The 25,079-nt window shown below is 71.6% G+C and carries 20 protein-coding genes and 1 pseudogene; 14 read left to right on the top strand and 7 right to left on the bottom strand.

The window, feature by feature from the left end; translation table 11 throughout:
• Positions 1 to 4: 4 nt before the first annotated feature.
• The gene (locus OG870_RS38660) at positions 5 to 505 is read right to left on the bottom strand and encodes an Lrp/AsnC family transcriptional regulator (RefSeq protein WP_266525698.1); all 501 of its coding nucleotides are present in this window, start codon (positions 503 to 505) and stop codon (positions 5 to 7) included.
• A gap of 120 nt (positions 506 to 625) precedes the next feature.
• Between OG870_RS38660 and pdhA the strand changes: the two genes are divergently transcribed.
• From pdhA to paaE, 13 genes are all read left to right on the top strand, one after another.
• On the top strand, positions 626 to 1,762 hold the full coding sequence (gene pdhA, locus OG870_RS38655) for a pyruvate dehydrogenase (acetyl-transferring) E1 component subunit alpha (protein ID WP_266525696.1): 1,137 nt from the start codon (positions 626 to 628) through the stop codon (positions 1,760 to 1,762).
• Between the two features lie 5 nt (positions 1,763 to 1,767).
• Positions 1,768 to 2,787 (top strand): alpha-ketoacid dehydrogenase subunit beta, encoded by a 1,020-nt coding sequence (locus OG870_RS38650; RefSeq protein WP_266591535.1) that lies wholly within the window; start codon positions 1,768 to 1,770, stop codon positions 2,785 to 2,787.
• Entirely contained in the window at positions 2,784 to 4,211 is a 1,428-nt protein-coding gene (locus OG870_RS38645) for a dihydrolipoamide acetyltransferase family protein (protein WP_266591533.1), read from the top strand. The genes OG870_RS38650 and OG870_RS38645 overlap by 4 nt, the downstream gene beginning before the upstream one ends.
• A gap of 77 nt (positions 4,212 to 4,288) precedes the next feature.
• Positions 4,289 to 6,001, top strand: coding sequence for a phenylacetic acid degradation protein PaaN (paaN, locus tag OG870_RS38640; RefSeq protein WP_266591531.1), 1,713 nt, complete (start codon positions 4,289 to 4,291; stop codon positions 5,999 to 6,001).
• Positions 5,994 to 7,175, top strand: a complete 1,182-nt coding sequence (locus OG870_RS38635; RefSeq protein ID WP_266591529.1) for a thiolase family protein — start codon at positions 5,994 to 5,996, stop codon at positions 7,173 to 7,175. Before paaN ends, OG870_RS38635 begins: the two co-directional genes overlap by 8 nt.
• Positions 7,172 to 7,933, top strand: coding sequence for an enoyl-CoA hydratase/isomerase family protein (locus OG870_RS38630; protein WP_266591527.1), 762 nt, complete (start codon positions 7,172 to 7,174; stop codon positions 7,931 to 7,933). The genes OG870_RS38635 and OG870_RS38630 overlap by 4 nt, the downstream gene beginning before the upstream one ends.
• Positions 7,930 to 8,796 carry a 3-hydroxyacyl-CoA dehydrogenase family protein gene (locus OG870_RS38625; protein ID WP_266525686.1) on the top strand — a complete coding sequence of 289 codons (867 nt, stop codon included), beginning with the start codon at positions 7,930 to 7,932 and terminating at the stop codon, positions 8,794 to 8,796. The genes OG870_RS38630 and OG870_RS38625 overlap by 4 nt, the downstream gene beginning before the upstream one ends.
• Positions 8,787 to 9,638: an enoyl-CoA hydratase/isomerase family protein gene (locus tag OG870_RS38620; RefSeq protein ID WP_266591525.1), complete on the top strand. Its 852-nt coding sequence runs from the start codon at positions 8,787 to 8,789 to the stop codon at positions 9,636 to 9,638. The genes OG870_RS38625 and OG870_RS38620 overlap by 10 nt, the downstream gene beginning before the upstream one ends.
• Positions 9,639 to 9,673: 35 nt before the next feature.
• Positions 9,674 to 10,648 carry a 1,2-phenylacetyl-CoA epoxidase subunit PaaA gene (paaA, locus tag OG870_RS38615; RefSeq protein ID WP_266525682.1) on the top strand — a complete coding sequence of 325 codons (975 nt, stop codon included), beginning with the start codon at positions 9,674 to 9,676 and terminating at the stop codon, positions 10,646 to 10,648.
• On the top strand, positions 10,645 to 10,971 hold the full coding sequence (gene paaB, locus OG870_RS38610; protein WP_266525680.1) for a 1,2-phenylacetyl-CoA epoxidase subunit PaaB: 327 nt from the start codon (positions 10,645 to 10,647) through the stop codon (positions 10,969 to 10,971). Before paaA ends, paaB begins: the two co-directional genes overlap by 4 nt.
• A gap of 10 nt (positions 10,972 to 10,981) precedes the next feature.
• Positions 10,982 to 11,848: a 1,2-phenylacetyl-CoA epoxidase subunit PaaC gene (gene paaC / locus OG870_RS38605; RefSeq protein WP_266525678.1), complete on the top strand. Its 867-nt coding sequence runs from the start codon at positions 10,982 to 10,984 to the stop codon at positions 11,846 to 11,848.
• Positions 11,842 to 12,384 (top strand): 1,2-phenylacetyl-CoA epoxidase subunit PaaD, encoded by a 543-nt coding sequence (gene paaD / locus OG870_RS38600; RefSeq protein WP_266591523.1) that lies wholly within the window; start codon positions 11,842 to 11,844, stop codon positions 12,382 to 12,384. Before paaC ends, paaD begins: the two co-directional genes overlap by 7 nt.
• On the top strand, positions 12,384 to 13,502 hold the full coding sequence (paaE, locus tag OG870_RS38595) for a 1,2-phenylacetyl-CoA epoxidase subunit PaaE (RefSeq protein WP_266591521.1): 1,119 nt from the start codon (positions 12,384 to 12,386) through the stop codon (positions 13,500 to 13,502). The genes paaD and paaE overlap by 1 nt, the downstream gene beginning before the upstream one ends.
• Before the next feature lie 40 nt (positions 13,503 to 13,542).
• Here paaE and OG870_RS38590 read toward each other — a convergent pair.
• The 3 genes and pseudogenes from OG870_RS38590 to OG870_RS38580 form a co-directional block, all read right to left on the bottom strand.
• A pseudogene (locus tag OG870_RS38590) lies at positions 13,543 to 13,767 on the bottom strand (aldo/keto reductase); the annotation flags it as partial.
• A 401-nt stretch (positions 13,768 to 14,168) separates the two neighbouring features.
• Positions 14,169 to 16,871 (bottom strand): pyruvate, phosphate dikinase, encoded by a 2,703-nt coding sequence (gene ppdK, locus OG870_RS38585; protein WP_266592612.1) that lies wholly within the window; start codon positions 16,869 to 16,871, stop codon positions 14,169 to 14,171.
• Positions 16,872 to 16,880: 9 nt separating this feature from the next.
• Entirely contained in the window at positions 16,881 to 17,816 is a 936-nt protein-coding gene (locus OG870_RS38580) for a universal stress protein (RefSeq protein WP_266591519.1), read from the bottom strand.
• Between the two features lie 164 nt (positions 17,817 to 17,980).
• Here OG870_RS38580 and OG870_RS38575 point away from each other — a divergent pair, with 164 nt between their 5' ends.
• Positions 17,981 to 19,072: a universal stress protein gene (locus OG870_RS38575; protein ID WP_266591517.1), complete on the top strand. Its 1,092-nt coding sequence runs from the start codon at positions 17,981 to 17,983 to the stop codon at positions 19,070 to 19,072.
• Here OG870_RS38575 and OG870_RS38570 read toward each other — a convergent pair.
• The 3 genes from OG870_RS38570 to OG870_RS38560 all read right to left on the bottom strand — a co-directional run bounded on the left by OG870_RS38570 (position 18,987) and on the right by OG870_RS38560 (position 25,051).
• Positions 18,987 to 19,718, bottom strand: coding sequence for a CBS domain-containing protein (locus OG870_RS38570; protein ID WP_266591515.1), 732 nt, complete (start codon positions 19,716 to 19,718; stop codon positions 18,987 to 18,989). The two genes, OG870_RS38575 and OG870_RS38570, sit on opposite strands and share 86 nt — an antisense overlap.
• A 13-nt stretch (positions 19,719 to 19,731) precedes the next feature.
• Complete coding sequence (locus tag OG870_RS38565; RefSeq protein ID WP_266591513.1) at positions 19,732 to 22,422, bottom strand: bifunctional acetate--CoA ligase family protein/GNAT family N-acetyltransferase; 2,691 nt, start codon at positions 22,420 to 22,422, stop codon at positions 19,732 to 19,734.
• Positions 22,423 to 22,669: 247 nt separating this feature from the next.
• Complete coding sequence (locus tag OG870_RS38560; RefSeq protein WP_266525667.1) at positions 22,670 to 25,051, bottom strand: phosphoketolase family protein; 2,382 nt, start codon at positions 25,049 to 25,051, stop codon at positions 22,670 to 22,672.
• Between the last annotated feature and the right edge of the window lie 28 nt (positions 25,052 to 25,079).

The following is a 25,079-nucleotide window of genomic DNA, read 5'->3' as shown; positions in this document are numbered from 1 at the left end:
GCGTTCAGTCGGTCCAGGTGGCCCCGAGGCCCCGCACCTCGTCGAAGACGAGCCAGGTGCGGGTGGAGCGCACTCCGGGGATCCCCTGGACCTTCTCCAGCACGACCTTGCGCAGCACCAGGTTGTCCGGGGTACGCACGACCACCAGGACGTCGAAGTCGCCGGTGACGAGGGCGACATGCTCCACGTACGGGATCTTGCACAGCTCGCGGGAGATGTCGCGCCAGGCGTTCTGCTCGATTCCCAGCATGACGTAGGCGCTTGTGCCAAGGCCCGCCCGCTGGGCGTTGAGCTGTGCGGTGAAGCCCGTGATGACGTCCTCGGCCACGAGCCGGCCAATGCGGGTGTAGGCGTTCGCCCGGGAGATGTGTACCTGCTCGGCGAGGGCGCGGACCGAGATCCGGCCGTCATCGAGGAGCCGGCTCAGGATCTGCCGGTCGATGTCGTCGAGCGGGACGGCAGTTCGTCCGGCCACGGCCGCCGACGGCGAGTTTTCCTCGGACACTTTGTCCTCCCAGACCCTGATGTTCGGCAGTTCATCGCCAGTTCGGCGGAGCTATTGAACACATATTCCGCGGTAGTCACCATTCTCCTGTCAAGTGTCCAGAGAAAGCGAGTGCCCTCCATGTCCGTGAAGAGCCTCCGCCAGACGGTCCAGGGACTCTTGCCGTCCCTCGTGCCGGTGCGGTTCGTGGCCGAGGACGGCACGCCCGTCGCCAGGCAGCCGGCCGACTACGCCGAGCCTCCGGTCGAGGCCCTGGTCGAGGCCTGGCGGCAGATGATCCTGGGCCGCCGGTTCGACACCCAGGCGACCGCCCTCACCAAGCAGGGCCGCCTCGCTGTCTACCCGTCCAGCCGGGGTCAGGAGGCCTGCCAGATCGGGGCCGTGCTGGCACTGCGCCCCGACGACTGGCTGTTCCCGACCTACCGCGACTCCGTGGCTCTGGTGACCCGCGGCATCGACCCGCTAGAGGTGCTGACGCTGCTGCGCGGCGACTGGCACTGCGGTTACGACCCCGCCGCCACCCGTGTCGCGCCCCAGTGCACCCCGCTGGCCACCCAAGTGCTGCATGCAACCGGCGTGGCCGAGTCCCTGCGCCGCACGGGTGGGGACGGCGTGGCCATGGCCCTGGTCGGCGACGGCGCGACCAGCGAGGGGGATTTCCACGAGGCGCTGAACTTCGCCGCCGTCTTCCGCACCCCCGTCGTGTTCTTCGTGCAGAACAACAAGTATGCGATCTCCGTGCCGCTGGCCCGGCAGACCGCGGCGCCCGCACTCGCGTACAAGGGCATCGGCTACGGGGTGCGCTCCGAGCAGGTCGACGGCAACGACCTGGTCGCCGTGCTGGCCGTGCTGACCGCAGCCGTCGAGCACGCCCGGGCGGGCCACGGTCCCGTACTCGTCGAGGCGCACACCTACCGGATGGACGCGCACACCAACGCCGACGACGCCACCCGCTACCGCGAGGACGGTGAGGTCGAGCGGTGGCGGGCCGCCGACCCGGTCGACCGCCTGGAGACGTACCTGCGGGCCCGCGGCGTACTGACCGACGAGTACATCACGGCGGTGAGGGAGGAGGCGGAGGCCCGGGCCGCCGAACTGCGCGCGGGCATGAACACGGAGTCCGTCGCCGACCCGCTGGAACTCTTCGACCACGTCTACGCCGAGCCGACTCCTCAACTGCGCGAGCAGCGCGCCCTGTTGGCAGCCGAGCTGGCCGAAGACGCCGCTTCCCCCGTACTTCACACCCAGGAGAGCTGACGGCCATGGCCAAGGTCACGATGGCGCAGGCGCTGAACACCGCACTGCGTGACGCACTGCGCGAGGATGAGCGTGTGCTCGTCTTCGGCGAGGACGTCGGTCGGCTCGGCGGCGTCTTCCGGATCACCGACGGGCTGACCCGCGACTTCGGCGAGCAACGGTGCTTCGACACCCCGCTGGCCGAGGCCGGCATCGTCGGACTGGCCGTCGGCATGGCCATGGGCGGCTTCCGGCCTGTGGTGGAGATGCAGTTCGACGCCTTCGCGTACCCGGCCTTCGAGCAGATCGCCTCGCATGTCGCCAAGCTGCGCAACCGGACCCGGGGGCGGCTCACGCTGCCCATGGTGATCCGCATCCCGTACGCGGGCGGGATCGGCGGCGTCGAGCACCACTGCGACTCCAGCGAGGCGTACTACGCACACACCCCGGGACTGAAGGTCGTCACCCCGGCGACGCCCGAGGACGCGTACTGGCTGCTGCGCGACGCCGTGGCCGACCCCGACCCGGTCATCTTCCTGGAGCCGAAGAAGCTGTACTGGTCCAAGGAGGACACCGACCTGGAGCAGCGCGCCGCGCAGCCGTTCGGGCGGGCGGCGATCCGGCGGGAGGGCCGCGACGCCACGGTCGTCGCGTACGGGCCGTCGGTTCCGGTGGCCCTGGCCGCCGCCGAAGCCGCGGCGGTCGAGGGCATCGAACTCGAGGTCGTGGACCTGCGGACGCTGGTGCCCTTCGACGACGAGACGGTGACGGCATCCGTACGCCGGACCGGGCGCTGCCTGGTCGTGCAGGAGGCCCAGGGTTTCGCCGGGGTCGGGGCCGAGATCGCCGCGCGTGTACAGGAACGCTGCTTTCACTCGCTGGCCGCACCCGTCCTGAGGGTCGCCGGCTTCGACATCCCGTATCCGCCCCCCAAGCTCGAGCACGCGCACCTGCCCGGCGTCGACCGGATCCTCGACGCCGTCGACCGCCTCCAGCTCGACGACGAGCCGGACACCCGGCATCTGCTGAAGGGAGCGGTCGCATGACCACCGCAACGCTCCAGGAGCAGCTGTTCCGGCTGCCCGACCTCGGCGAGGGCCTGACCGAGGCCGAGATCGTCGAGTGGAAGGTCGCGGTCGGTGACACGGTGACGATCGACCAGATCGTCATCGAGGTCGAGACCGCCAAGGCCGCGGTCGAGGTGCCGGTCCCGTACGCGGGCACGGTGCTGCGACTGCATGCGGAGGCGGGCACGGCGTTGGCGGTGGGAGAACCACTGATCACGGTGGGTGCCGGAGTCCCGGGCGAGGCCGAAGGCACGGCTGGGGGCTCGGGCGATCCGTCGCCCGGCGGGCCCGCCGCCGGATCCGCGTCGGCAGACCCCGCCGCGGATCGGTACCGCGAGGAGGAACAGGCCGGGTCCGGCAACGTTCTGATCGGCTACGGCACCGGCCACGGCCCGGCACCGCGTCGCCGCCGCCGACGCACGGGTGCCGCGACAGGAGGCGGCACGGGCACGGAGGCGGCGCAGCCCTTCGGGCCGCACGCTCCCCGGGTGGTCTCGCCCCTCGTACGGCGGATGGCACGGGAGCACGGGATCGATCTCGCCGGGGTGGCGCCCTCCGGTCCCGCAGGCATCGTCCTGCGACGAGACGTGGAGCAGGCCGTCGCGCGGGTCCGGCAAACGTCGACGGACCCGGAGGCGGCACCGGTCGCTCCTGCCCAGCAGGCGTCGGCGGACCTGACCCCCGCACCACAGGGGCGGCCGGCGGCGGACGGCCCGCAACGCATCCCGTTGCGCGGAGTGCGCCGCGCCGTGGCGGACAAGCTCTCCCGCAGCCGGACCGAGATCCCCGACGCCACCACCTGGGTCGATGTGGACGCGACCGGACTGCTCCAGGCCAAGAAGGCACTTGAGGCCGCCGAACCTGGCCGCCGCATCGGGCTGCTGGCCTTGCTGGCGCGCATCTGCGTTGCCGGGCTGAGACGCTTCCCGGAGCTGAACTCCACGGTGGACACCGAGCGGCGGGAGATCCTCCGCTTCAACGAGGTGCACCTCGGCTTCGCCGCCCAGACCGAGCGCGGCCTGGTCGTCCCCGTCGTCCGCGATGCCCATCTCATGACGACCGTACAACTGGCCCTCGAACTGGCCCGGTTGACCGAGCTCGCCCGCGCAGGAAGCCTGCCGCCCGATCGTCTGACGGGTGGGACCTTCACCCTCAACAACTACGGCGTGTTCGGCGTCGACGGATCCACGCCCATCATCAACCACCCTGAGGCCGCGCTGCTCGGAGCGGGTCGCATCGTGGACAAGCCGTGGGTGGTGGACGGCGCGCTGGCCGTGCGCAGGGTCATGCAGCTCTCCTTCAGCTTCGACCACCGGGTCTGCGACGGCGGTGTGGCCGGCGGGTTCCTGCGCTACGTGGCCGACTGCGTGGAACGCCCCGCGATCCTGCTCGCCGACGCCTGATCCACCCCTGTTTCCCTCACGTCAGTCCGGGTGCACCACACCCATTCACCTACCGAACGTTCGGCCTGGAGCTCCTGGTGACCACCGATCAACACCCCGACTTCTTCGTCCGCCACGCGGAACTGCTCGACCAGGCGGTGGCGGGCGCCGCCGACCGCGGCTACTGGACGCCGTACCCCGAAGCCCCCAGCGCCTCCGCGTACGGAGCCGGGGCGCCCGACCTGGGCGAGGCCGCCTTCCGCGACCTCCTCGACCACCCCTTCTCCCTTGAGGGGCACCCCACCACCGGCACTGTTCCCGCGACCGAGGTTTCGCCCTACGGCTTCCCGCTCGGCGTCAGTTACCCGGCACTGGTGCCCGAGGTGGCCGTCGCGACGGCCAAGGCCGCCGCCGCGGCCTGGCGCCGCGCAAGCCCCGACACCCGGGCCGGCGTCGCGGCCGAGATCCTCGCACGGCTGAACGCGGCGAGCTTCGAGATCGCGCACGCCGTCCAGCACACCACCGGCCAGCCCTTCATGATGGCGTTCCAGGCCGGCGGTCCGCACGCCCAGGACCGGGGCCTCGAAGCGGTCGCGTACGCGTGGAACGAGCAGAAGCGCCACGCGGTCGCGGCCCGCTGGAGCAAGCCGCAGCGCAAGGGCGGCCCGCTCGTCATGGACAAGACCTTCACCCCCGTGGGGCGGGGTGTGGCAGTGCTGATCGCCTGCAACACCTTCCCCACCTGGAACGGGTATCCAGGATTCTTCGCGAGCCTGGTCACCGGCAATCCGGTGGTCGTCAAGCCGCACCGACGCGCCGTGCTTCCCCTGGCGATCACCGTGCGGATCGCCCGTGAGGTGCTGGCGGAGGCCGGCTTCGATCCGGATGTGGTGCTGCTCGCCGCCGAAAAGCCCGAGGAGCGCACCGCTCCCGCCCTGGCCACCCACCCCGACGTGCGCATCGTGGACTTCACCGGCTCAAGCGAGTTCGGCGACTGGCTGGAGACCAACGCCCGCCAGGCCGTCGTCCACACCGAGAAGGCGGGTCTCAACACCGTCGTCGTGGACTCGACGGAGGACTACGCGGGGCTGCTGCGCAACCTGGCGTTCTCCCTGTCGCTCTACAGCGGCCAGATGTGCACCACCCCGCAGAACATCCTCGTCCCCCGCGAGGGCTTCCCGACCGACCAGGGGCGGCGTACGGCCGACGCGTTCGCCGCCGACCTGGGCGCCGCCCTGGACAAGCTGCTCGGTGACCCGGCGCGTGCGGCCGCCACCCTCGGCGCGATCGTGAACGAGGGTGTACTCAAGCGCGTGGAGGAGGCGGCCGCGCTCGGCCGTACCGCGCATCCGTCGGGGGAACTCGCCCACCCGGACTTCCAGGACGCGGTCGTCCGTTCCCCGCTGGTGGTCCGGCTCGAGGCCGAGGCCGAGGCCGACCAGGACGCCTACACCAGTGAGTGGTTCGGGCCGGTCTGTTTCGTCATCGGCACCGACTCCACCGCGCACGGTCTGCGACTGCTTCACGACTGCGTGCGGCAGTACGGCGCGCTGACCGCTTCCGTGTACGCGACCGACGAGGCCGTGCTGGAGGCGGCGCGGACGACCGCCCTGGAAGCGGGCGTGCACCTGTCGGAGAACCTGACCGGCCAAGTGTTCGTCAACCAGTCCGCCGCGTTCAGCGACTTCCACGGCACAGCGGCCAACCCCGCCGCGAACGCCGCCCTCACCGACCCGGCGTTCGTCACTGGACGCTTCTCGGTCCTTCAGTCCCGCCGTCACGCCACCGCCGAGGAGCAGGTCAATGCCTGACGAGGTCTATCTGATCGACGGGGCCCGCACCCCGCAGGGCCGCCACCGCGGTGCCCTGGCCTCCGTACGCCCCGACGACCTGGCCGCTCTCGTCGTCGGCGAGGCGGTACGGCGCTCCGGTGTCCCGGCCGACGCCGTCGACGAGGTGATCCTCGGCGCCGCCAATCAGGCCGGCGAGGACAACCGGGACGTGGCCCGGATGGCGGTGCTGCTGGCCGGTCTGCCCCACACCGTGCCCGGATACACCGTCAACCGGCTGTGCGCCTCCGGGCTGACAGCCGTCGCGTCAGCCGCCCAGACGATAAGGGCGGGTGAGGCCGACCTGGTCGTGGCGGGCGGAGTGGAGTCGATGACCCGCGCCCCCTGGGTGACGGCCAAGCCCGGCACGCCATGGGCCCCGCCCGGCGAGACGTACGACACCCCGCTCGGCTGGCGGTTCACCAACCCGCGTTTCCCCGCCGCGACCACCCTGTCGATGGGCGAGACCGCCGAGGAACTCGCCGCCCTGGACGGCATCACGCGCCTGGAAGCGGATGCCTTCGCGCTGCGCAGCCACCGGCGCGCGGAGGCCGCCCAGAAGGCAGGCCGCTTCGACAAGGAGATCGTCCCGGTGCCGGTGGAGGAGGGCGAGGTGACCCAGGACGAGGGACCTCGGCCGGCCACCTCGCTGGAGAAACTGGGCGGGCTGCGGACCTCCTTCCGCAGGGACGGGATCGTCACCGCGGGCAACTCCTCCCCCCTGTCCGACGGGGCCGCGGCCCTGGTGGTGGCGAGCGGGGCGGCGGTCGAACGGTACGGGCTCACCCCCCGGGCCCGCGTCGTCACCACCGCCTCGGCCGGGGTCGACCCTCGCCTGATGGGACTCGGGCCCGTGCCGGCCACCGCGAGGGCGCTGGAGCGGGCGGGCTGGACGGTCGACGATCTCGACGCGGTCGAGGTGAACGAGGCGTTCGCCTCCCAGGTACTGGCGGTCGTCCGCCGGCTGAAGCTCGACGAGGACCGCGTCAACGCCGACGGCGGCGCCATCGCCCTCGGCCACCCGCTGGGCTGCTCCGGCGCCCGCATCGTGCTCACCCTGCTCGGCCGCATGGAACGCGAGGACGCCCAGCGGGGCCTGGCGACCATGTGCGTGGGCGTCGGGCAGGGCGTCTCGATGCTCGTGGAGCGCGTATGAGCACGCGGGAGGACATGGCGTACGAGACCCTGCTGGTCGAACAGCGCGCCGACCGGGTCGTCGTCACCCTGCACCGGCCCGAGGCCCGCAACGCGATCAGCGGTCGCATGATCGCCGAACTGCACCGCGTGTGCGAGGACTTGGAGCGCGAGCCGAAGCTGATGCTGCTCACCGGGTACAGCGGCGTGTTCGCCGGCGGAGCCGACATCGCCGAACTGCGCCGGCGTGGCCGGGACGACGCGCTGCAGGGGATCAACAGTCGGTTGTTCGAGCGGATACGCAGGCTGCCCCTGCCCACCGTGGCCGCCGTGGACGGTTGGGCACTGGGTGGCGGTGCCGAACTGGCGTACGCCTGCGACCTACGGATCGCCGGACCGGACGCGGTCTTCGGCAACCCCGAACCGGGCCTGGGCATTCTCGCCGGAGCCGGTGCGTGCTGGCGGCTCAAGGAACTGGTCGGTGAGTCGGTGGCCAAACAGATCCTGCTCGCCGGGCGGAACCTCGACGCGGCTGCCGCGCTCACCCGCGGGCTGGTCATGGACGTCGTACCGGCGGACCGGCTGATCACCGAGGCGAACGCCCTGCTCGACCGGATGGCGCTTTCCTCGGCGCTCGCCCTGCGGCTCACCAAGCTCGTCACGGACGCTCCGGGGGCCCATCCGGTGGCCGACGACCTCGCCCAGGCCGTGCTGTTCGAAAGCCGGGACAAGGCGGAGCGCATGACGCACTTCCTGGAGAAGAACGGAGGCCGGGCATGACCTCGGCATCAGCACCACCCGCCGTCGTGGGGGTGATCGGCGGCGGCCGGATGGGCGCAGGTATCGCCCAGTCCTTCGCGGCCGCCGGGTCCACCGTGGTCGTCGTGGAGCACGACGACGCGACCGCGGCCGTGGCCCTGGACCGGATCGCCGCCGGGCTGCAGCGGGCCGCCGAGCGCGGGGGGCTCGGCGAACTCGCGGCCCGCGATGTGTCGGGCCAGGTCACCGCCGTGTCCTCGACGGCACAACTGCCCCACCATGCCGATCTGGTCGTCGAGGCCGTACCGGAGGACGCCGCGCTCAAGGCCCGGCTGCTCGCCGCCGCCGAACAAGCCGTGGGAGAAAGGTGCGTGCTCGCCACCAACACCAGTTCCCTTCCGGTCACCGAACTCGCGGCGGCACTGACCCGACCGGGACGCTTCCTGGGGATGCACTTCTTCAACCCCGTGCCCGTCTCCGCTCTGGTCGAACTCGTCCTCGCTCCCGAGACCACGAGTGAGACCCTCGATGCGGCGGTCGGCTGGACGCACGCCCTCGGGAAGCAGGAGGTCGTCGTCCAGGACTCGCCCGGGTTCGCCAGCAGCCGCCTCGGCCTCGCCCTCGGTCTGGAGGCGATCCGGATGCTGGAGGAGGGGGTCGCCGACCCGGACGCCATCGACACGGCCATGCGCCTGGGCTACCGGCACCCGATGGGCCCGCTGCGCCTGACCGACCTGGTAGGGCTCGACGTACGGCTGGCCATCGCCGAACACCTGCACGCCACGCTCGGGGAGCGGTTCGCGCCGCCCCGACTGCTGCGCGAGAAGGTCGCCCGCGGCGAACTGGGCCGCAAGACCGGTCAGGGGTTCCACCGATGGCAGTGAACGACCACCCGGCCCTTCCGGCTCAGGAGAGCAGTCCGGGACACCCTGCTCCCTATGGGGTGTCCTACGACATCACCGACGCCGTAGCCGTCATCGAGCTGCGCGGACCCGCCGGCGGCAACGCGCTCGACGCGCACATGCGCAGCGCGCTCCTCATGGCGGCACGGCGCCTCACGACGGACACCGCACGCGGCGTACGCGCGGCCCTGATCACGGGGCGTGGCAAACACTTCTGTGTCGGCCAGGACCTCAAGGAACACGCCCGGTTGCTGAAGACAGCACCGGCCACGGCTTTCGCGAACCTTCCCAACGACTACAACCCGCTGGTCAAAGAGCTGCACGCACTGCAGATCCCGCTGGTCGTGGCCGTCGAGGGCGCCTGCGTCGGGGCCGGGCTCGGCATCGCGCTCTGCGCCGACGTGCGGGTCGCCGCCGAGGGCGCCCGCTTCGCGACCGCGTTCACCGGCATCGGCCTGGCCTCCGATTCCGGGGTCGTCCGCGCCCTCGCCCGCCAGCTCGGGCCCTCGCGGACCGCCGGAATCATGCTCCTGGGAGAACACTTCTCCGGGCCGGACGCCGAACGCTGGGGCCTGGTCCACCGCGTCGTACCGGATGGCTCCGCCGCCGCCGAAGGGCTGGCTCTGGCCCACTCCCTGGCCGGGGGACCCACCGCCGCCTACCGGGAGATCAAGGCGCTGCTCCGGTCGGCGGCCTCCATTCCCCTGCCCGCGGCCCTTGAGCGCGAGGCCGTCGTCCAGCGCCGACTCGGCGCCACCGATGACCACCAGGAGGCAGTCACGGCCTTCCTCGAACGCCGCGATCCGGCCTTCCACGGCCGCTGATCCACCCACCCACCGAGTACACCGGGACACACACCATGAACACCCCGACCGGCACGTCACCCGGGCCCCAGAGCCCGGAGTCCGCCTTCGAGAACACCATCGCCCGCGACCAGCGCATCGAACCCCGGGACTGGATGCCCGACGGCTACCGAGCCACGCTGATCCGGCAGATCGCCCAGCACGCCCACTCGGAGATCATCGGCATGCAGCCGGAAGGCGACTGGATCACCAGAGCGCCCTCGCTGCGCCGCAAGGCCATCCTCTTCGCGAAGGTGCAGGACGAGGCCGGTCACGGGCTCTACCTCTACTCGGCGGCCGAGACCCTCGGCGCGGACCGTACGGAACTGACCGAGCGCCTGATCGACGGCCGCCAGAAGTACTCCTCCATCTTCAACTACCCGACGCCGACCTTCGCCGACGTCGGCGTGATCGGCTGGTTCGTGGACGGTGCGGCCATCTGCAACCAGGTGCCCCTGTGCCGCACGTCGTACGGCCCGTACGGACGCGCCATGGTCCGCGTCTGCAAGGAGGAGTCCTTCCACCAGCGCCAGGGCTACGAGTTGCTGCTCACCATGATGCGCGGCACCGACGAACAGCGGGACATGGTGCAGGACGCCGTCAACCGCTGGTGGTGGCCCTCGCTGATGATGTTCGGCCCACCCGACGACGACTCTCCGAATTCCGTCCGTTCCATGGCCTGGAAGATCAAGCGGCACTCCAACGACGAACTGCGCCGGCGCTTCGTCGACATGACCGTCCCGCAGGCCGAGAAGCTCGGCGTCACCCTGCCCGACCCGGAACTGCGGTGGAACGAGGAGCGCGGACACCACGACTTCGGCACCCCCGACTGGGAGGAGCTGAAGCAGGTGATCTCCGGCGACGGACCGTGCAACGCCGAACGCATCGCCCGGCGCCGTGCCGCGCACGAGGAAGGCGCCTGGGTGCGGGAAGCCGCGGCCGCGCACGCCCGCAAGCAGGCCGCCCCGGTGCGGGAAGGAGCGGCGGCATGAGCGGCACCGACGGAGTCCCGGCGCAAGCCGCTGTTCGTACCCAGGCGCAATGGCCGTTGTACGAGGTGTTCGTCCGGGGCAAGCGCGGCCTCAACCACGTCCACGTCGGCTCCCTTCGCGCGGCCGACGACCACATGGCCCTCACCCATGCCCGGGACCTGTACACCCGGCGCAACGAGGGCGTCAGCATCTGGGCCGTGCGCTCGGACACCATCGCCGCGTCCACCCCCGGCGAGAAGGACCCCTTCTTCGCGCCGAGCGGCGACAAGGTCTACCGGCATCCGACCTTTTACACCATTCCCGACGATGTCCCCCACATCTAGGAGCGAGCACATGAGCGACGAGGACCTGTACGTCGACGCCGACAACGCTCGATGGGCGTTCGGTACGGGCTTCACCGACCCGCTGCACGGCGTCGACCAGGCGGTACCCGACGGTGTCGACGCCGCGGACCTGGTCGCCTGTTGTCTGGCGCTGGGCGACGACGCCCTGGTGTCCGCGCAGCGGCTCGCCGAGTGGTGTACCCGCGCCCCGGAGCTGGAGGAGGAACTGGCCCTGGCCAACATCGGCCTGGACATGCTCGGCCAGGCCCGTCTTCTGTACGCCAGAGCCGGGCAGGCCGACGGCACCGGCCGAGGCGAGGACGCATACGCCTACTTCCGCGACCCGGACGACTTCCGCAATGTACGGCTTGCCGAACTGCCGTGCGGTGACTTCGCGTTCACCGTCACCCGCCTGCTGGTGATGTCCGCCTGGAGGCTGGCCCTGTGCGAGGCACTGACCGCCGCGCCCGACCCGGTGCTGGCCGCCATCGCCGCGAAGAGCGTCAAGGAGCTGGCCTACCACGCCCATTACGCCGCCGGGTGGACCGTGCGTCTCGGTGACGGCACCAGCGAGTCGCGGGCCCGCCTCGAAGCCGCCCTGGGCGACATCGCCCCCTGGTTGGACGAACTGATGACCGACCGCACCGCGGAGCGCCTCGGCGCAGACCCGGCCACCGTCGCCGACCGGACCCGACTCGAACTGTCCGACGCGCTCGCCCGGGCCGGACTGCACCGGTCCGGGGCGATGCCGCGCGACGACATGTTCGCGTCCTGCGTCCCGGGCTCCGGCCGAAACGGAGACCACACCGAGCATCTGGCGCCCCTGCTCACCGAACTGCAGAGCGTCGCCCGCGCCCACCCGGACGCCACATGGTGACGGCATCGGAGCGAGCGGAGCAGCGCGGGGAACGGGCGGAACACGCCCGGGACATCGCCGCAGAGGTCCCGGATCCCGAACTGCCGATGCTGACGCTCTCCGACCTCGGGGTGCTCCGCGGCATCGAGGTGGAACAGGACGGAACCGTCGTCGTGCGACTCACCCCGACGTACTCGGGCTGCCCCGCCATGGCGGAGATGCGCGCCGAGGTCGCCACCAGGCTGCGCACCGCCGGCTTTCCCGACGTGCGGGTGGTCACGGTGCTCGACCCGCCCTGGACCACCGACTGGATCACCGCCGAGGGCCGCCGCAAGCTGGTGGAACACGGCATCGCGCCGCCCGGTGCGCGGCGGCCTGCGGACTCCGCGCCGACCCGGATCTGGCTGTCCCTGACCCCCGACCCGGCAGCCGTGCCCTGCCCCCGCTGCGCCTCCATCGACACCGAGGAGCTCTCGCGCTTCGCCGCCACCGCCTGCACCGCTCTTCGGCGCTGCCGCGCCTGCCTGGAGCCTTTCCCGCACGTCAAGGACCTCTGATGACCAACCCCGCACCCCCCGCTGCCGTTCGGGCCCGCCGCCGTCCGGCCTTTCACGCTCTGCGCGTGGCTTCCGTGGAGCCGCTGTGCTCCGACGCCGCCGCCCTCACCCTCGACATTCCCGACCATCTGGCCGACGAGTTCGCCTTCCTCCCGGGCCAATGCCTCACCCTTCGCCGGGAGATCGACGGACGCGACGAGCGCCGTTCCTACTCCATCTGCTCACCGGCCGGAACACCGCCCCGCATCGGCGTGCGCGTCGTACCGGAGGGGCTCTTCTCCTCCTGGCTCGTCCACGACGTGCGTCCCGGCGACACCCTTCACGTCATGGGCCCGGCCGGCGCCTTCACTCCCGATCTCAGCGATGCCGGTCCCCTCGGCCACCATGTGCTCATCGCCGCCGGATCCGGCGTCACACCCATGCTCTCCATAGCCGCGTCCGTCCTGGGCGCGGACGAGGCCTCACGCATCACACTGATCTACGGCAACCGGCGCACCGGCACCGTGATGTTCGCGGACGAACTGGCCGACCTCAAGGACCAGTATCCGGCCCGCTTCCAGCTCGCCCACGTCCTGTCCCGCGAGCCGCGCGAAGCCGAACTGCTCTCCGGTCGCCTCGACACCGTCCGGCTCACCGCACTGCTCGACGTCCTCGTCGACATCCGTGACGTCGACCACTGGTGGCTGTGCGGCCCGCACGGCATGGTTCGCGATGCCTGCGAGGCCCTCTCCGGCCTCGGCGTCCCGGCCGACCGTGTCCACAGGGAACTGTTCCACGCGGAGGACGAACCGCCCGCCCCATCGTCGGCGACCGACCGTGACAGCGCGGAAGGCGGCGACCCGAAGAGCGAGATCACCGTGGTCCTCGACGGCCGGGCCACCTCATTCTCCGCCCGGCGCGACCGCAGCGTCCTCGACAGTGCCCAGCAGGCACGCCCCGACCTGCCGTTCGCGTGCAAGGGCGGTGTCTGTGGCACCTGCCGCGCCCTCGTCACCCACGGTGACGCCGACATGCGCCGCAACTACGCACTGGAACCCGGCGAGGTGTCCGCCGGCTACGTCCTCACCTGCCAGACCTTCGCGGTCTCCGACAGGCTCACCGTCGACTTCGACAGCTGAGATGTGGTCGGCGCCGGCCCCGTTCCCGCCCGGACACGGATCAAGGTCGGCATGCGGCGACGCGTGACCCGTCGCCGCCCGGCAGAGCGTCCTCAAGCTGTGTCAGTTCCTCTGTGCTCAGTGTGAGGTAGGCGGCCTGGGCCGAGTCGGTGATGGAGACTGGGCGGCTGGCTCCCGGTACCGGGATCACGGCCGGGGCGTGGGCGAGCAGCCAGGCCAGGGCGATCTGCTGCGGGCTGACGCCGCGGCCTTCCGCAACACGGTGGCGAGCCGCTCGCGCTCGCGCTGGGCGAGGCGAGACTGGTCGGCTCCGACCGCACCATCAGCCTCAACTCGGTGCGCTGTTCGACCCCGCCCGGCTACACCGGCGTGAGGGTGTGGTGCCGGGTGGTCGGCGAGGAACTGTCCATCACCGCCCGCACCAACTCCGGCGACTCAGCGCAGCGAGAACGCGCGCGCTGCTGCGTCCCAGCAGGATCGCCCCCCTCGGTGTGCAGCGCGCTGACACACGCCTCGTCACCAGTGGCCGGCGTATGGGCCGTGGCCGACAGGCGGCCGGCCACACGAGAGGCCTGCGCCGTGGCGCTCCTACGCGCGTCCGGGCCAGCACGGTCTCCATCCCATGAGGGAGTCAGGCCATGCCGTCCTTGGGCCTGCGCAGGACCGTCAGCGGCTGTCGCTGGTCCCGGTGCCGTCCTCGAGCGCGGCGCGTCCCGCCTCCAGTCGGGCCGCCGGGATCCGGAACGGCGAGCAGGAGACGTAGTCCAGGCCCACCCGGTGGAAGAAGTGGATGGAGTCCGGGTCACCCCCGTGCTCGCCGCACACGCCGGTCTCCAGGCGGGGATTGACCGACCGTCCGGCCTCGACGCCCAACTCCACCAGCCGTCCGACGCCTTCCTGGTCGATCGAGTCGAACGGCGACACCGTGAAGACGCCCTTCTCCAGGTACAGCGGGAAGAAGGTGGCCTCCGCGTCGTCGCGGGACAGTCCCCAGGTCGTCTGGGTGAGGTCGTTTGTACCAAAGGAGAAGAAGTCGGCGGCCCCGGCGATCCTGGCGGCGGTGAGGGCGGCACGCGGCAGCTCGATCATCGTGCCGATCGGGCAGTCGAAGGACATGCCGGTCTCGCCCATGACCTCGGCGAGGACGCGTTCCGTCTCCGTGCGGGCAAGGCGCAGTTCCTCGACCGTTCCGACCAGCGGGATCATGATCTCGGCGCGTGGTCGGCCTCCGTCGCGGAGGCGGCGGGTCACTGCTTCGGCGACGGCCCGAACCTGCATGGCCATCAGGCCGGGCACGGCCAGACCCAGGCGGACACCGCGCAGGCCGAGCATCGGGTTCTGCTCGTGCATACGCTCGACGGCGGTGAGCAGTTCACGATCGTGCGGATCCGAGTGCGCGGCGGAGGCCACACGGACGGCCAACTCCGTGCGGTCGGGCAGGAACTCGTGCAGCGGCGGGTCCAGCAGCCGGATCGTCACCGGCAGTCCGTCCATCGCCTCCAGGATGCCCGTGAAGTCCTCGCGCTGCAGGGGCAGCAGGGCGGCGAGGGCCTGTTCACGGGCGGTGTCGTCGCGAGCCAGGATCATCGCCTCGACCAGTCTCCTGCGGTCGCCGAGGAACATGTGCTCGGTGCGGCACAGGCCGATGCCCCGGGCGCCCAGGCTGCGGGCGCGCACTGCGTCCTCGGGAGTGTCGGCGTTTGCGCGCACCTCGAGGCGGCGTACGGAGTCGGCGTGAGCCAGCGCGCCCAGGACCGCTTCGGTGAGCGGGCCCTCAGCGATGCCGGTCTCCAGCGCGCGGCCGACGTCGGACGCGGTGAGCGGGAGTGCGCCGAGATGGACGGTGCCGGCGGTGCCATCGACGGAGACGGTGTCGCCCTCGTGTACGACCACTCCTGATTCCGTGGCGAATTCGCGGGCGGCCAAATCGACACCGAGTGACTCCGCGCCGCACACGCACACCTTGCCCATGCCGCGTGCGACGACGGCGGCATGGCTGGTCTTGCCGCCCCGGCTGGTCAGGACCGCCTGGGCGGCGATCATGCCGGGGAGGTCGTCGGGGGTGGTCTCGCGGCGGACGAGGACCACCTGTTCGCCGGCCGCGGCACGTCGTACCGCCTCCGCCGAGTCGAAGACGACAGCTCCCACCGCGGCGCCCGGCGAGGCGGGCACGCCATGGGCGAGGGGCACGTCGGTGGGCCTCACCTCGAAGCAGGGGAACATCAGCCGGGTCAGTTCGGCGCCGTCGACGCGGACCAGTGCCTCGTCTTCACTGATCGTCTGTTCCTGGCGCAGGTCGTGGGCGATGCGGAAGGCTGCCTCGGCGGTGCGCTTGCCGACCCGGGTCTGCAGAATCCACAGCCTGCCGCGTTCGACGGTGAACTCGACGTCGCACAGGTCGCGGTAGTGGCTCTCCAGGGTGCGCAGGTGGTCGCCGAGTTCGAAGAAGGCGCGGGGGTCGAGCGACTTGAGCTCGCTCAGGGGCAGCGCGTCGCGCACGCCGGCGACGACGTCCTCGCCCTGTGCGTCGGGCAGATAGTCGCCGTAGATGCCGCGTTCGCCGGTGGCGGGGTCGCGGGTGAAGGCGACGCCGGTGCCGCTGCTTCCACATGTCACAGTGGTGCCGAGGTTGCCGAAGACCATCGCCTGGACGTTGACGGCGGTGCCGAGGTCCTCGGGGATGTGTTCGCGGCGGCGGTAGACGTGGGCGCGCTCGGTGTTCCAGGAGTCGAAGACCGCGCGGATGGCGCGAGAGAGCTGGTCGGCGGGGTCCTGGGGGAAGTCCTCGCCGGTCTCCTTGCGGATGATGGCCTTGAACTCCTCCGTGAGCAGGGCGAGTTCGTGGGTGTCGAGTTCGTGGTCGTCGGCGACCGCCCGGTCGGCCTTGTGTGCGGCGATGGCTTGCTCGAACAGGTCGCCGTCCACGCCCATCACGGTGTGGCCGAACATCTGGGTGAGGCGCCGGTAGGAGTCCCAGGCGAAGCGCTCCTGCCCGGAGATTTTGGCGAGGCCGATCACCGACTGGTCGTTGAGCCCGATGTCGAGGATGGTCTCCATCATTCCGGGCATGGAGAAGCGGGCGCCCGAGCGCACGGACACCAGCAGGGGGTCGTCGGGTGCTCCGAGCGTGCGGCCCATGGCCCGCTCCAGGCCGGCCAGGGCCTGGGCCGCCTCGACGCCCAGCTCGGGCGGCTCCGCGCCGGTCTCCAGGTAGACCTTGCAGGCGTCGGTGGTGACGGTGAATCCGGGCGGGACGGGCAGGCCGATCCTCGTCATCTCGGCGAGTCCGGCTCCCTTGCCGCCGAGCAGGGCGGCCATGTCCCGGCCGCCCTCGGCGAATTCATACACGTACTTCGTCGGCTTGCTCATCATGGCCTCTCAGTCGTGGGGTACGACGGCCACACGGCAGCCGACGTGGTGGATGGCGGCGTGGGCGACGGGGCCAGTGCGCGGGCCGGTGGGCCGGTCGGTGGTGCGGCGGCCGACGACGAGCAGGCTCGCGCCGGAGGCGGCTCGGAGCAGCGCGGACTGGGGGCGGCCCTCGGTGACGGTCTCGGCGACCTCGATGCCGGGGTACTTCTCGCGCCAGACCTCCAGGACGGCGGTCAGGAAGCCGAGCCGCTCCTCGGCCCGCTCCGGGCCGCCCACGAGGCCGAGGTCGCCGGGGCCGAGTCCGATCAAGGAGGGCTGCTGCCAGGCGTGCACGGCCTTCAGGCGCGCCCCCCGCAGCCGGGCCTCCTCGAAGGCGAACCGGATCACCTCGTCGCAAGGGTCGGCCAGGTCGATGCCGAAGACCACGTCCCGGTATCCGGTGCGGATCGAGGCGTTGCCTTGGCCGTCCGGAAGGCGCTCGTCGGCGGCCTCCTCGCCGGCCCGGACGAGGACGACGGGCCGGGGCGCCCGCGCCACCACGCCCAGCGCGACCGAGCCGACCAGGAAACCGGTGAAACTGCTGAGACCGCGCGAGCCCGGCACGAGCAGGTCGGCCTGCTCGGATGCCTTCAGCAGGGCAGCCGTCGCGGGGCCTTCGACCTGTTCGTCCTCGACGCGGGTGTCGGGGCAGCTGCGGCGAATGCGGTCCTCCGGCTGGCGCAGGGCGCGCCGGGCGAGGTGCCGCTGGGCGGCCGTAGCGATCTCGCCGTCCTCCTGGCGCGGGTGCCAGTTCCAGGCGTGCAGGAGCCGCTGTGGCCGGTCACGGCGTACCGCCTCGCGGGCGGCCCTCCCCCACTGCCTTAAGGGCGTGGGAGGTACCCCCACCGCGGCGGCCAGGCTCTCGGTTGAACCGTCGACTCCGGCGATGACGGGCGCCAGCATGGTGGGCACCTCCTGCGCTCGGTCTGCTCCTCACTACCAGCGTCGTCCCGTGGGCTACCGGCAGGTATGGGCCGCCAGGTCACCAACCGGGTCCGTTCGGCCCCTGCGCGGGCCGGAGGGAACGGCCCAGCGTGGAAGGCCCACGGCCCGGAAGGCGGCGCACCATGGAACGAATGATCATCGCCGGTGTCGACCGGTCGGCTCGCAGCCGTGCCGCGGCCGACTGGGCCACGCGCGAGGCACTGTTGCGTCGACTGCCCCTGCGAGTGCTGCACGTCGTGCCGCCGGACGCCCCGGATCCGGTGCACCGGTGGCCGTACCGCGGCGAGGCTGTGGCGGAACACGTGGTGGCCGAACTCGTCGACCGTCACCCGGCGTTGACGGTCCGGGGGAAGATCCTGGCCGGGACACCGGGTCCGGTCCTGCCCACCGCGGGCGACGGCGCACAGCTGCTTGTGGTCGGCCTGCGCGGCGAGGGCGGGCACGCCGGAGTGACCGTGGGTTCGACCGCGGCGGTCCTGGCCACGGCCTCCGCCGGGCCGGTGGTCCTGGTCCCCGGCACGCTCGCCGACAACGGTCCCCCGCGCCCCTCCGCCGACGTGACCGTCGGTGTCGACGTCCGGACCCCGGCGGGCAGCGCACTCGACTTCGCCTTCGAGGCGGCCCGACTGCGCGGCGCGCGGCTGCACGCGGTGTACGCCTGGAAGCTGCCCGCGCACGCCGCGGCCTCGCCCTTGCCCGTTCTGGAGGAGGACCGCAACGACGGGCCGGAAGCCGAGGCGTCGTACGGCTATCCGCACGTTGAACAGAGCGGCGCCGCAGGCGATCACGGTCTCCCCGCCGCCCGGGTCGGTAAGGATCATCCGTCGCCCGCCGTCCGCATGCAGCTCGAACCCGTGGTCGTGGCCCTCCTCGGCGAAGAACCAGGGCTGGCTGTTGTGCGGCGAGGGCGCGAGGGAGGCGACGCGGGCCAGGTGGAGTACGGCGCGGCCGGGCTTCTCGTGGGTGACCGACATGATGGATCCCGCCTTTCGCGAACCGTCCACTCTCACCCTCCGCGCACGCCGGTCCACGGCACATGGGCCGTCCGTCGCCGCCCCCGGCCTGAGCATTGGTCGTCCCGTAGGCGACCAGCACGTTGGCGGGCATGGCGGTCCGCCTCCTTTCAGCTCACAGCCGGCGCAGCCAGTCGTCGGCGACCCCATGGAGTGCCTGCTCGTCGGGCCGGATGCGCGAGTCGTCCAGGCGGCACGTGAGCTTGTCGACGACGGCGACCACCCCGTCGATCTGACGGGTCATCGAGGCGGCGATCTCCGTCTCGCTCTTGCGTTCCATGTGGCCGGAGAGGGTGACCACGCCCTCCACCACGGAGACGTCGACGCTGCGGGGCGCCAGCCACAGTGCGCGCACCAGCACCTCTTCGACAATTTCCCTGCGGATCTCCTGGTCTGGCCGCAGGAAGACACTCAGCAGGTCACGGCGGGTGACGATGCCGACGAGCCGGTTCTCCTCGTCGAGGACGGGCAGCCGCTCGACGTGGTACTGGGCCATGGTCCGGGCGGCCTCGACGATGCTGTTGTCGGCGTGCACCGTGACGGGCGGCTCGGTCATCAGCTGGCCGGCGGTGCGGGCCCGGGTCTTCACGGCCCGCGTCCTGGCGTCGCGGCTGAGAACGGCGAGACGGTGGTGCTTCTTCGGCTCGTACGGGTCCGGCGTCTGGGCCTGCCGGATCATGAGGTCCGTCTCGGAGATGACGCCGATGACCTTCTCGTCCTCGTCGACCACCGGCAGTCCGCTGATGCGGTGCTCGCCGAGCAGTCGCGCCACCTCCTTGAACGGGGTGCCGTACTCGGCACGGACGACCTCGGTGGTCATCACGGAGCCGACCTTGTTGTGCTTCATGGCTGTTCCCTTCTCAGCGGAGTCGGCGCAGGTAGGGGTCCTGGGGCCTGCGGGGCAACAGGCGCACACGCGCATCGAGCACACGGACTCCGCTCGGTGTCGCGAGAACCGGGTTGAAGTCGGCCTCGGCCAGCTGCGGCAGGTCGCTCGCCATCCGGGACAGCCGCAGGAGCAGTTGTTCCAGGCCTTCGAGATCGACCGGCCGCGCGCCGTTCGCGCCGAACAGCAGCGGGGCGCAGCGCGGGGCCGTGATCAGGTCGTGCACGTCGTGGTCGGTGAGCGGGGCGAGGCGGGCCGCGTGGTCGGCGAGCACCTCGGTCGCGGTCCCGCCGAGTCCGAACAGGGCCAACGGCCCGAACACCTCGTCCTGGACGACGCCCGCGAACAGTTCGGTGCCGCGGTCGGCGAGCGGCTGCAGCACCACACCCGTGAGCAGGCCGGCGAAGCGCGTCTCCAGGTCCCGGAAGGCGGCCCGCACTTGGGAGTCGCCGCGCAGGTCGAGATGGACGGCGTGCTCCGCGGTCTTGTGCAGCAGGCCCGGCCAGTGGCCCTTCATGACCACCCGACCGTCGGCGCCACGCAGCCCGTCGGCCGCGAGGACGGCGTCGTCCTCGGTCTCGGCCCAGGCCCACGGCGACTGGGGAATGCCGTAGCAGTCCAGGAGTTCGGCACACGCGCGCGGGTCGAGCCAGCCGCCGTCCGAGTGGGCGTCGAGATAGGTCTCCACGACGGCGTGAGCGCGCGCCGTTTCGACGCCTTCGAGGTCGGGGACGGTCCCGGCGGGCCGTGCCAGCCAGGCCGCGCGACGGGCAGCATGGGCCAGGGCCCGCGCCGCCGCCTGGGGTTCGGCGTAGGACGGGACGGTGCCACCGTCGGAGGGCAACAGCTCGACGGGCAGGGCCTGTTCGAGCCGTACGGCCGCGATCGGTTTGGTCCGTCGGGCCGGGGCGCGGGTGAGGGCACGGACGAGGTCCTCGCCGGTCGCCTCGGCGACCGCCGTGGGGACGAGGGCGACCAGCACGGCGTCGACGCCGTTGTGCCGCATGATCCGGTCCACGCAGCCGGTGAGTTGTTCCTCGGTGACGGCGGCGGTCGCGTCGACGGGGTTGCCGACGGCGGCGCCGTCGGGCAGTACGGCGAGCAGGTCGTCGATCAGTTCCGGGGTGGGCGGCGGCAGGCTCAGCCCGGCCTCGGCGCAGGCGTCGGCGGCGAGTACGCCCGCTCCGCCCGCGTTGGTCACGATCGCGACGCGGGAGCCGGCGGGCAGCGGCTGGGCGTGCAACAGGGAGGCGGTTTCCAGGAGTTCGCCGACCGACCGGGTGGCGGTGATGCCGGCCTGCGTGAACAGCGCGCCGCGGGTCATGGTGCGCGTGGCGGCGGCCGCGGTGTGCGAGGCGGCCGCGCGTCGGCCGGCATCGGTGCGGCCGGCGTCGACGGTGAGCAACGGCATGCGGCGGGTGACACGCCGGGCGGTGCGGGAGAACGCACGCGGATTGCCGAAGGACTCCAGGTGCAGCAGGGCGAGGTCGGTGTGGCCGTCGCTCTCCCACCACTGGAGCATGTCGTTGCCGCTGACGTCGAACTTGTCGCCGAGGGACGCGAACGAGGAGACGCCGATGCCGAGCCGGGACAGCCCGTCGAGCAGGGCGATTCCGACTCCGCCGGACTGGACGGCGACGCCCGCAGTGCCAGGGCGCGGATGGCCGGCGGCGAAGGTGGCGTCGAGGCGCAGTGCCGGGTCGGTGTTGATGACGCCCAGGCAGTTGGGGCCGACGAGCCGCATCCCGTAGGTGCGGCAGGCTGCCATCAGCGCCCGGGCCTGATCGGCGTCCACTCCGGCGGTGACGACGAGGAGAGCGCGTACGCCTGCCTTGCCGCACTCCTCGGCAGTGTCCGCGACCGCGCCGGCGGGCACGGCCAGGACCGCCAGGTCCGGCGTCCTGGGCAGGGCGCCCACCGACGGGTGGGACGGCACACCGAGAATCGCCGTGGCCGCGGGGTTGACCGCGAACAGGCGCCCGGCGAAGCCACCCGTGTGCAGGTGGTGCAGGATCGCCCGGCCCACGGAGCCCGGTTTGCGCCCGGCGCCGACGACGGCGACCACCTTGGGTCGCAGCAGCGGCACAAGGCTCGCCACGTCGGCTGCCCGGCCGCGTTCCTCCACGACCGTGAAGTAGGTGTCGCTCGCGTCGAGGGCGATGGTGCAGCGCACCTCGGGTCCCTCGAATCGGCGGGCAGTGCGCAGGCCGAGGTCCGCGAAGAGCCGCAGCACCTCGCGGTTCTCGCTGAGCGCGTCGGCCGTGAAGGTGGTGACGCCTTCGGTGCGGGCGGCGGAGACGAGGTGCTCGATGAGAAGCGTGCCGACTCCACGGTGGTGCAGTCCGTCGGCGACCGCGATCGAGATCTCGGCCGTGGTTCCGGACCCGCCGGTGTCGTACTCGGCGAGGCCGATGATCCCGTTCGGCGCCTCGGCCAGCAGGGCCCGGTAGCCGGGGTGCGGCGCGGCGCAGGCCCGGTCGGCAGCCAGGGCGGCGGACCGCCGGCTCGACGAGAAGAACCGCAGGCGCAGGTTCTCCGCGGACATCTCCTCGTAGAGCCCCTGCACCTGCTCGTGGTCGGCCTTTGTCACCGGGCGGATGCACACGGTCGTGCCGTCCGCGAGCAGGGCGTGGGTCATGGGCCGGGTCAGCGCGTCGTCCGTCATCACGGATCTCCTCCAGGTCTCTCGACACTTCGAGCGTCCAACGGAACGGACGGCGGCCACAGGGGCTGACCGGGCGCTGCCGGAGGGCCGGTCGGCCCTCAAGGCCGGGACGGCAGCGCCCGTGAAAGGGCGCGGGGCTGCATCGATGTGCGGCTCCGCCACGCGGGCGCCACCAGCCCCGCCGAAGCCCGCGGCCGACAGACGACCTGTCGCGGCACTGCCCGTCGCCACATCCCCGACGGAGCGCTCACGCGTTCCAGGTCCAGTCCGCGACCTCGGGCAGGTCGGTGCCGTACTCCCGGATCCACGCCTGGTGGCGGGTGCGGGCGTCGGCCATCGCCTGGCGCACGACGGCGGCGCGCACGGCGAGGCCGGGCACCCGGTCGATGACGTCCATGACCAGCCGGTAGCGGTCCAGGTCGTTACGGACGACCATGTCGAACGGCGTGGTCGTGGTGCCGGACTCCTTGTAGCCGCGCACATGCAGGTTCTTGTGGCCCGTGCGGCGGTAGGCGAGGCGGTGGATCAGCCACGGGTAGCCGTGGTAGGCGAAGATCACCGGCTTGTCCTGGGTGAACAGCCCGTCGTACTCGAAGTCGCTCATGCCGTGCGGGTGTTCCTCGCGCGGCATCAGCCGGGCCATGTCGACGACGTTCACCACGCGGACCGCGAGCTCGGGGAGATGCCGACGCAGCAGCTGAGCGGCGGCCAGCACCTCCAGGGTGGGCACGTCGCCCGCGCAGGCCAGGACGACGTCCGGCTCCCCGCCGTTCTCCGTGCCTGCCCACTCCCAGATGCCGGCACCACGGGCGCAGTGGGCGCGGGCCTGGTCCATGGAGAGCCAGTCGAAGCAGGGCTGCTTGCCGGCCACGATCACGTTGACGTAGTCGCGGCTGCGCAGCGCGTGGTCCGCGACCGACAGCAGCGTGTTGGCGTCCGGCGGCAGGTAGACCCGTACGACCTCGGGGCTCTTGTTGAGGACGTGGTCGACGAAGCCTGGGTCCTGGTGGGAGAAGCCGTTGTGGTCCTGGCGCCACACGTGCGAGGTGAGCAGGTAGTTGAGGGAGGCGATGGGGGCACGCCACGGCAACTGCCTCGATGTCTTCAGCCACTTGATGTGCTGGTTGACCATCGAGTCGACGATGTGCACGAACGCCTCGTAGCAGGAGAACAACCCGTGCCGTCCGGTCAGCAGATAGCCCTCCAGCCAGCCCTGACAGGTGTGCTCGGAGAGGATCTCCATCACCCGGCCGTGCCGGTCCAGGTGCTCGTCCACCGGAAGGTGCTCGGCCTGCCACGCCTTGCCGCTGGCGTCGAAGACCGCCTGCAGCCGGTTGGAGGCGGTCTCGTCGGGCCCCACGACCCGGAAGTCGCGGCGGGCCGAGGTGTCGTGCATGACCTGTTCCAGGAGGTCGCCGAGGATCCGGGTGGGCTCGTGGAGGGTGGTACCCGGCTTGTCCACCGGCACGGCGAACCGGTCGAGGGAGGGGACCGGCAGGTCGCGCACGAGCAGGCCGCCGTTGGCGTGCGGGGTCGCGCCCAGGCGTAGGGTCCCGTCGGGGACGCAGGCGAGGACGTCGGTGACAGGCCGGCCGTCGGCGTCGAACAGTTCCTCGGGACGGTACGAGCGCAGCCATGCCTCCAACTGCCGCAGGTGCTCGGGGTTTTCGCGTACGGCTGACAAAGGCACCTGGTGGGCGCGCCAGGTGCCCTCGACCGGGACACCGTCGACCTCGGCGGGGCCGGTCCAGCCCTTCGGGGTGCGCAGGACGATCACGGGCCAGTGCGAGCGCTCGGCGACGCCGTCCTCGCGGGCCGACTGCTGCAGCGCGGCGATGCGGTCCAGTGCGTCGTCCATCGCGAGTGCCATCGCCCGGTGGACGGTGATCGGATCGTCGCCGGTGACGTGAATCGGGGAGTGGCCGTATCCGCGCAGCAGCTCGTCGAGTTCGGCCTCGGGGATCCGGGACAGCACGGTCGGGTTGGCGATCTTGTAGCCGTTCAGGTGCAGGATCGGCAGGACGGCTCCGTCATGCACCGGGTCGAGGAACTTGTTGGAGTGCCAGGAGGCGGCCAGCGGCCCGGTCTCCGCCTCGCCGTCGCCGATCACGCAGGCGACCAGCAGGTTCGGATTGTCGAGGGCCGCACCGTAGGCGTGCGACAGCGAGTAGCCCAGTTCGCCGCCCTCGTGGATCGATCCGGGCGTCTCCGGTGCCACATGGCTGGGCACACCACCGGGGAAGGAGAACTGGTGGAACAGCCGTTCCATGCCTGCCGCGTCCCGGCCGACGTTCGGGTAGGTCTCGCTGTAGGTGCCCTCCAGCCAGGAGTTGGCGAGTACGGAGGGGCCGCCGTGGCCGGGTCCCCACACGCACAGCGCGTCCAGCCCGCGTGCCTTGATCACGCGGTTGAGGTGGGTGTACACGAGGTTCAGGCCGGGCGAGGTGCCCCAGTGGCCGAGCAGTCGCGGCTTGATGTGCTCAGGCCGGAGGGTCTCGCGCAGCAGCGGGTTGGCCATCAGGTAGATCTGTCCGGCGGCCAGGTAGTTGGCGGCCCTCCAGTGGGCGTCCAGGGTGCGCAGCTCATCGTCGGAAAGTGCGGTGGCATCCAGGTGTTCGACCTTGGGCATGAGGGACTCCGGAAGTCATCGACGTGGG

The organism is Streptomyces sp. NBC_00461, from assembly GCF_036013935.1.
Taxonomy (GTDB): Bacteria; Actinomycetota; Actinomycetes; order Streptomycetales; family Streptomycetaceae; genus Streptomyces.
This window is presented reverse-complemented; position numbering and strand designations above follow the sequence as displayed.

What these genes read in the sequence shown, in the direction of transcription:
- pdhA (WP_266525696.1), top strand. Translation starts at nt 626, where the DNA reads ATGTCCGTGAAGAGCCTCCGCCAGACGGTCCAGGGACTCTTGCCGTCC.
- OG870_RS38650 (WP_266591535.1), top strand. Translation starts at nt 1,768, where the DNA reads ATGGCCAAGGTCACGATGGCGCAGGCGCTGAACACCGCACTGCGTGAC.
- OG870_RS38645 (WP_266591533.1), top strand. Translation starts at nt 2,784, where the DNA reads ATGACCACCGCAACGCTCCAGGAGCAGCTGTTCCGGCTGCCCGACCTC.
- OG870_RS38635 (WP_266591529.1), top strand. Translation starts at nt 5,994, where the DNA reads ATGCCTGACGAGGTCTATCTGATCGACGGGGCCCGCACCCCGCAGGGC.
- OG870_RS38630 (WP_266591527.1), top strand. Translation starts at nt 7,172, where the DNA reads ATGAGCACGCGGGAGGACATGGCGTACGAGACCCTGCTGGTCGAACAG.
- OG870_RS38625 (WP_266525686.1), top strand. Translation starts at nt 7,930, where the DNA reads ATGACCTCGGCATCAGCACCACCCGCCGTCGTGGGGGTGATCGGCGGC.
- OG870_RS38620 (WP_266591525.1), top strand. Translation starts at nt 8,787, where the DNA reads ATGGCAGTGAACGACCACCCGGCCCTTCCGGCTCAGGAGAGCAGTCCG.
- paaA (WP_266525682.1), top strand. Translation starts at nt 9,674, where the DNA reads ATGAACACCCCGACCGGCACGTCACCCGGGCCCCAGAGCCCGGAGTCC.
- paaB (WP_266525680.1), top strand. Translation starts at nt 10,645, where the DNA reads ATGAGCGGCACCGACGGAGTCCCGGCGCAAGCCGCTGTTCGTACCCAG.
- paaC (WP_266525678.1), top strand. Translation starts at nt 10,982, where the DNA reads ATGAGCGACGAGGACCTGTACGTCGACGCCGACAACGCTCGATGGGCG.
- paaD (WP_266591523.1), top strand. Translation starts at nt 11,842, where the DNA reads ATGGTGACGGCATCGGAGCGAGCGGAGCAGCGCGGGGAACGGGCGGAA.
- paaE (WP_266591521.1), top strand. Translation starts at nt 12,384, where the DNA reads ATGACCAACCCCGCACCCCCCGCTGCCGTTCGGGCCCGCCGCCGTCCG.
- ppdK (WP_266592612.1), bottom strand. Translation starts at nt 16,871, where the DNA reads ATGAGCAAGCCGACGAAGTACGTGTATGAATTCGCCGAGGGCGGCCGG.
- OG870_RS38580 (WP_266591519.1), bottom strand. Translation starts at nt 17,816, where the DNA reads ATGCTGGCGCCCGTCATCGCCGGAGTCGACGGTTCAACCGAGAGCCTG.
- OG870_RS38575 (WP_266591517.1), top strand. Translation starts at nt 17,981, where the DNA reads ATGGAACGAATGATCATCGCCGGTGTCGACCGGTCGGCTCGCAGCCGT.
- OG870_RS38570 (WP_266591515.1), bottom strand. Translation starts at nt 19,718, where the DNA reads ATGAAGCACAACAAGGTCGGCTCCGTGATGACCACCGAGGTCGTCCGT.
- OG870_RS38565 (WP_266591513.1), bottom strand. Translation starts at nt 22,422, where the DNA reads ATGACGGACGACGCGCTGACCCGGCCCATGACCCACGCCCTGCTCGCG.
- OG870_RS38560 (WP_266525667.1), bottom strand. Translation starts at nt 25,051, where the DNA reads ATGCCCAAGGTCGAACACCTGGATGCCACCGCACTTTCCGACGATGAG.